This window comes from Paenibacillus sp. EZ-K15 (assembly GCF_002573715.1).
In the GTDB taxonomy this organism is placed as follows: domain Bacteria; phylum Bacillota; class Bacilli; order Paenibacillales; family Paenibacillaceae; genus Paenibacillus_AQ.
Genome location: NZ_PDHM01000021.1, coordinates 461685 through 468562 on the forward strand (window position 1 = coordinate 461685; position 6878 = coordinate 468562).

Consider the following 6878-nt stretch of genomic DNA (forward strand, 5'->3'; position numbering starts at 1 on the left):
CAAGCCGGTATCGGCGCACTGCTATGCGGCGTTAAGGGCTCGGTGCAAGTGTCTTGATACCAGCATTACACGTCTGGCCAACAGTTTAATAAAACAATTAAAAGAGGAGCCGCTTCAACAGCGGCCCCTCTTTTTCATGGTATGCTCCTTCAGTGCTCACACTGCGATCAGAGCTCCCATCACGCCAAGTATGGATTACAGCGTAGCGTGCTCGCGTCGGCTAAACGTTTTGCGTTTCTCGATCAGAACGTTAACCGCATCCACGTAAGCTCGTGCACTCGCCTCCAAAATGTCCGTGCTCAAGCCGCGGCCTTGTGCGGCCACGTCGTTCTGCGACAGCACCACATGCACCTCGCCTTGAGCATCCTTGCCATGCGTAACCGACTTGATGGAATAATCCGCAAGCGTAACCTCTTCTCCGGTCACCTTGTCGATCGCGTTATAGATCGCGTCCACGGAACCATTGCCCTCGGCCTCTCCCTCAATCGTCTGCTCCGCAGTCGCAATGCGAACCCGCGCCGTCGGCGTAGATTCATTGCCGTAAGCAACAAAGATTGTTTCCAGTTTGAACACTTCCGGCGTATCGATCAGTTTCTCTTCCAGCAGAGCCAGCAGATCCTCATCGGATACTTCCTTCTTCTTGTCGGCCAGCACTTTGAATTTGGCGAATGCATCATTCACCTGTTCCTCGCTCAGTTCATACCCCAGATCCAGCAACTTCTCCCGGAAAGCATGGCGGCCGGAGTGTTTGCCTAACACCAGCTTGCTTTCTTTGAGCCCGATGGACTCCGGCGTCATAATTTCGTAGGTCGTCTTCTCTTTCAGCATGCCATCCTGATGAATGCCCGATTCATGAGCGAATGCGTTCGCGCCGACAATCGCTTTGTTGCCCGGTACAACCATACCGGTCAGCTTGCTCACAAGGCGGCTCGTGCGGGCGATTTCCGTCAGTGCCAGCCCCGTCTTCGCTCCGAAAAATTCGGAACGCGTCTCCAGCGCCATCGCAATTTCCTCAATCGCGGTGTTACCTGCACGTTCACCGATTCCGTTGATCGTTCCTTCGATCTGATCGGCCCCGTTCAGAATGGCGGCAAGGGTGTTCGCCGTCGCCATGCCCAGATCGTTATGGCAATGCGCGCTCAGCTGCACCTTCTCGATGTCCGGAACATTTTCCTTCAAGTATTTGAAGATGGCCCCGTACTCCGAAGGATTCAAATAACCCACGGTATCCGGAATGTTCACGACATTGGCTCCTTCGCGCACAGCCATGCCGACAACCTCTGCCATGAAATCCAGCTCCGTCCGGCCGGCATCCTCCAGGGAAAACTCCACTTTGGAAAAGTATTTCTTTGCATAACGGATCGAGGCCTGCGCCGTTTCCAGCACCTGCTGCTTCTCCATCCGCAGCTTAAACTTGCGGTGAATCGGGGAAGTGGCCAGGAACACATGAATGCATGGATCCTGTGCACCCTGAAGCGCTTCGCGAACCGCATCGATGTCACTCTCTCTGGAGCGTGACAATCCAATGACCGTGACGTCCTTAACCGCGCGTGCTACTGCGTTCACAGCAGCAAGGTCACCGGGTGACGCTGCTGGAAACCCTGCTTCCATGCGGTCGATTTTCAACTTTTCGAGTTGAAGGGCAATTTCCACCTTTTCCCGAGTGTTCAAATTCACGCCAGGAGATTGTTCTCCATCTCTCAGCGTTGTATCAAAGACATAAATCTTTCGCATGTCGGCACCTCCTTGAAGTTTATCGCTTGACGTAAACATCCGGCGGCAGGTTGACTTAATCCCCTGCCGCCGGCTGCTTAATCTAACGGGTCCCTTGCAGCAGCACCATCCATCTCATGCTTGACTGCTCTATACCCGGAAGAATTCCTTATGAATTCTATATATTCTTATTTCTTGATCCAATGCATCATTTCACGAAGCTCGGCACCAACCACTTCAATCGGATGCTCGGACTCGTTGCGGCGGGTAGCGGTCAGGAACGCGCGTCCCGATTGGTTCTCAAGGATAAAGTCGCGAGCGAATTTACCTTGTTGAATATCGGAAAGGACTTCTTTCATTGCCTTCTTCGTATCTTCGGTTACCACACGCGGGCCTGTTACATAATCGCCGTACTCCGCCGTGTTACTGATGGAGTCGCGCATGCTTGCAAGACCACCCTCATAGATCATGTCCACGATCAGTTTCAGTTCATGCAGACACTCGAAGTATGCCATTTCCGGCGCGTATCCAGCTTCAGTCAACGTTTCGAAACCGGCTTTAACCAATGCGGATACACCGCCGCATAACACGGCTTGCTCACCGAACAAGTCTGTTTCGGTTTCTTCGCGGAAGGAAGTTTCGATAACGCCTGCACGAGTACAACCAATACCTTTGGCATAAGCAAGACCGATCGCCTTAGCTTGTCCAGTTGCATCTTTCTCGATTGCGATCAATCCAGGTACGCCAAAGCCTTCAACATACGTACGACGAACCATGTGGCCCGGGGATTTAGGTGCAACCAGAAGGACGTCGTTGTCTTTAGGAGCTACGATTTGACCAAAATGAACGTTGAAACCGTGGGAGAACATCAGTGCCGCGCCTTTTTTCAAGTTTGGCTCGATATCGTTCTTGTACACCGCTGCTTGCGTTTCGTCCGGCATCAGGATTTGTACTACATCTGCACGGCTAACAGCTTCGGCTACAGGAAGTACTTCGAAACCATCGTTTTTCGCTTTGTCGAACGACTTGCCTTCACGAAGGCCAATGACAACCTGAAGTCCGCTATCGCGCAGGTTTTGCGCTTGCGCATGACCTTGGCTTCCATAACCGATAACCGCGATCGTTTTGTCTTTCAACACGCTGAGTTCTGCATCTTGTTCATAATAAGTAGTAATTGCCATTTGTATAAGTCCTCCTTTGATTTTAAAGACCCTTCATGATGAGCGGGTATCTCAATAGACCAATCCCTTTTCCGATCTGCTGAGACACCCGCTCATGCCATGCAGGTGTCTAACGCTTATATTGCGATAACTTTGTCATCCGGATAAAAGAAAAACGTAAAATCATTACGCATTACCGCGAATCATCGCGGTAACTCCGGTACGGGAAAGCTCCTGGATGCCATACGGCTTAAGCAGCTCGATCATGGCATCGATTTTGACGGTATCGCCAACCACCTGAACCATCAGGTTTGCTGTGCCGATATCCACGACGGATGCACGGAAAGTCTCGACAACACCCATAATTTCCGGTCTGGACGATGGCTCGGCTTTTACTTTGATCAGGGCGAGCTCTCTGGCTACCATCGGTTTCGAGCTCAGGTTGATGACTTTAATGACATCGATCAGCTTGTAAAGCTGCTTCTCCACCTGTTCCAGCGTCGTTTCATCACCGGTGGTTACGATAACCATCCGGGACAAACCGGATTCCTCCGACTGTCCCACGGTAATGCTCTCGATGTTAAAGCCCCTGCGTCCGAATAACCCCGATACGCGCTGCAGGACACCCGGCTGGTCGTTCACTAGTACGGCAATGGTATGTTTTGTACTCATCTTACGCATCCCCCATCAGCATTTGATCGATTGTCGACCCTTGCGTCACCATCGGATACACGTTCTCGCCTTTCTCTACAACGAATTCAACGAGGACGGGTCCCGGTGTTTCCATCGCTTCGACCCAAGCACGCTGTGCTTCTTCTTTCGTGGTGGCACGAAGTCCTTTGACACCGTAGGCTTCAGCCAGCTTGACGAAATCAGGGCTGCCTGCCAGATCGATGTGGCTGTAACGGTTATCGTAAATCAGCTCCTGCCATTGACGAACCATGCCGAGCACCTGGTTGTTGATAACAACGATTTTTACCGGAATGTTGTTGATGGCACAGATGGCAAGTTCTTGCGAACACATCTGCATACCGCCATCCCCGTTGATCGAAATAACCAGGCGATCCGGATGCGCCATCTGGGCACCAATAGCGGATGGGAATCCGAAGCCCATCGTTCCGAGACCGCCGGAGGTGATCCAGGAACGCGGCTGGTTGAACTTGTAATACTGAGCGGACCACATTTGGTGCTGACCAACGTCAGTCGTTACAATCGCTTCACCCTTCGTGGTGTCGTTCAGCATTTCGATAACCCATTGCGGTTTCAGCACCGTATCCGAATCGACGTAACGGTATGGGTATTCAGCTTTCCATTTTTTAATCTGGTCTCTCCAAGCATCTGCTTTCGCTGCGTATGGAACGAGCGGATTCAGCATCTCAAACACGGTCTTCACGTCTCCGACAATCGGGATATCGGTTGGCACGTTCTTGCCGATCTCAGCCGGATCGATGTCGATATGAACAATCTTCGCATGTGGCGCGAATCCGTCGAGCTTACCTGTAACCCTGTCATCGAATCTTGCCCCGATGTTGATCAGCAGGTCCGACTGCTGAATCCCATGGTTCGATGTGTAGGTTCCGTGCATGCCCGGCATTCCTGTCCACAAGTCATGACCACTCGGGAAAGCACCCAGACCGAGGAGCGTTGTCGTGATCGGAATCCCCGATTTGTTCACGAATTCGTACAGCCCTTCATGAGCTCCGGAGTAAATCACCCCGCCGCCAGCAATAATCATCGGACGCTCAGCTTCCTCAATCGCGCGGGCCAGCTTATCCAACTGAAGTTTGTTTGGTACCGTCCGAGGATTATATCCTCTCAGTTGAATTCGTTCTTCCGGCTGGAACAGCGTCGTTGCCGCGGATACATCCTTCGGAATATCGATCAGTACCGGACCTTTGCGGCCGGTTGAAGCGATATGGAAGGCTTCGTGAATCACCCTTGGCAGATCCTTTACATCTCTTACCAGATAGCTATGTTTCGTAATCGGCATCGTGATACCCGTAATGTCCGCTTCCTGGAAAGCGTCCGTACCGATCAGGGTTGTTGCAACGTTACCGGTTATAACAACGAGCGGAACGGAATCCATATAAGCTGTTGCGATACCGGTCACAAGGTTCGTTGCCCCCGGTCCTGAAGTCGCTATGCACACACCGACTTTGCCGCTTGCGCGAGCGTAACCGTCAGCCGCATGAATGGCGCCTTGTTCGTGACGGGTCAAGACATGGTTAAAGTCCTCAAAACCATACATGGCATCGTAGATGTACAGGACCGCTCCGCCCGGATACCCGAAGACGCATTCGACACCTTCGAGCAGAAGACTCCGAAGCAAGATTTCCGATCCGGTAATCACTTCAGGCTTCAACCATTTCTCTCGTAATTGTTCTGTAGACCGCACTTCTGGAGTTTGCGCGCTCATCAGTCATCCTCCTCTCAAATATTGGCACTCTTCATTCAAGCAACAAAAAAACCTTCCGTCGCCACACCCGGAGTATCTCCGTGTGAGGGACGAAAGGTTTAGCTTCCGTGGTACCACCCATGTTTGCCCTACACTTCGCAGTGTAAAGCCTCAGCAGGTATGAAGAACACAATGAACACAGCTCTTCAATATCTGCAGTCCGTAACGTGGACTAAGACGATTCCCCCTAATAAACGCTGTTACGACTTAATGCGATAAAGTCATAGCGTAGCATCTTTCAGGGAAACAGCTCCGAGGTGAGCTCGTATAAAAGGGGTTTTGGTGGTGGTTTCAGCTGATCCATCCACTCTCTGAGCAAAAGAGCCCTTTAAACTTCGTCCTCATCATTGCCGATTGGATATATTCGTTAAAATGTTTAGAAACATTATATGATTCATTCATTCCAGAAGTCAACACATTTATTTTACTTCCGATGAAAGGTTTTCATTCACAAATGGGGCAATCCCTTCGCTTCCTTGATGCAAAACACGCTCTTAACCCCTGCTACATATGATAAATGGAGCTATCCTTAATAGCGGTGAAGGGAGGAAACAACACGATGATCCGCTATCGAAAACCGGAGCAGGATGATCCGATGATTCTACAACTCATTGAGTCCCAACTCGTCCCGCTTTCCCATATGACAAAAAAAGAGCTGGACATCATCCGCAAGGATATTCCCTCTCGATTACGACGCGGCGTGACCCTTGTTGCTTCGCCTCAGGATAACGATAAAATCATTGCCTTTGTCCATTTTATGATGCACGGCGAACTGCTGTATATCGATATGCTGGCCGTCGCATCCACCGCACAGCGAAAACGGTGGGGTGTCCGATTGATGGAACATGCCGAACGTTTCGCTGTATCCCGCGGATGCAAACGCGCCAAGGTTATGGTGGATATTGGCAACCATACCGGCCTTAACTTTTACCGAAAGCTTGGCTACACGGTAACAAGAATCATCGAACCCAGTCGATGTTATGAGCTCGAAAAGATTTGGTTCCTCTAATTCCCAGAAGAAGCCTGGTCCGAACCCTGGTCCAAAGCCTGGTCCGAATCCGCCATACCCCGGTCCAAATCCGCCGTATCCGCCAGGGTATCCTCCCGGATATCCGCCAAATCCCCCACCATATGCATAGGGTGCTGTACCAATGGCAAGAAGGTCAAACAATGCGAGCGGAAGAATCGCCTTGGTTTTCACCTTTTCCCCCCTGGTTGCCGGTTCTACAAAAAGGCGGTTGCCGGAGACGCGTACCAGCTTGCCTGTCACCTTCGTCCCGTCTTTCTTATACGCTACGATCTGTTTGCCCACATATGACTTCACTTTTGCCTTGCTGACAGGCTTGTGCATAAGATCCCTCCTCAGGTAATATACATTTCAATCTATTCCGGAAGGAGTTCCCTTGCTTGTTTTATGGCCCTTACGATGGTTAAAGATAGGTAAAAAAGCTTCTCATACCCCTCATCCAGCGCTTACGATTCTTATGTATGACGGACAGGAGCACAAAATAAAAAAACCGCCGTAATATTACGGCGGTTTTTTTATACAC

General features: G+C 50.9%; 5 protein-coding genes and 1 pseudogene. 1 reads left to right on the forward strand and 5 read right to left on the reverse strand.

What is annotated here, in order from left to right; translation table 11 throughout:
- Positions 1-195: 195 nt before the first annotated feature.
- From CRG97_RS26135 to ilvB, 4 genes are all read right to left on the reverse strand, one after another.
- A complete protein-coding gene (locus CRG97_RS26135) occupies positions 196-1734 on the reverse strand; it encodes a 2-isopropylmalate synthase (RefSeq protein WP_098748576.1) in 1539 nt (512 codons plus the stop codon).
- Between the two features lie 167 nt (positions 1735-1901).
- Positions 1902-2894, reverse strand: coding sequence for a ketol-acid reductoisomerase (gene ilvC, locus CRG97_RS26140; RefSeq protein ID WP_009589347.1), 993 nt, complete (start codon positions 2892-2894; stop codon positions 1902-1904).
- A 165-nt stretch (positions 2895-3059) separates the two neighbouring features.
- On the reverse strand, positions 3060-3545 hold the full coding sequence (gene ilvN, locus CRG97_RS26145; protein ID WP_098748577.1) for an acetolactate synthase small subunit: 486 nt from the start codon (positions 3543-3545) through the stop codon (positions 3060-3062).
- A gap of 1 nt (position 3546) precedes the next feature.
- Positions 3547-5289 (reverse strand): biosynthetic-type acetolactate synthase large subunit, encoded by a 1743-nt coding sequence (gene ilvB / locus CRG97_RS26150; protein WP_098748578.1) that lies wholly within the window; start codon positions 5287-5289, stop codon positions 3547-3549.
- 598 nt (positions 5290-5887) lie between these two features.
- Here ilvB and CRG97_RS26155 point away from each other — a divergent pair.
- Positions 5888-6337, forward strand: a complete 450-nt coding sequence (locus CRG97_RS26155; RefSeq protein WP_098748680.1) for a GNAT family N-acetyltransferase — start codon at positions 5888-5890, stop codon at positions 6335-6337.
- A 3-nt stretch (positions 6338-6340) separates the two neighbouring features.
- Here CRG97_RS26155 and CRG97_RS26160 read toward each other — a convergent pair.
- Positions 6341-6679 (reverse strand): annotated as a pseudogene (locus tag CRG97_RS26160) (hypothetical protein); the annotation flags it as partial.
- Positions 6680-6878 lie beyond the last annotated feature (199 nt).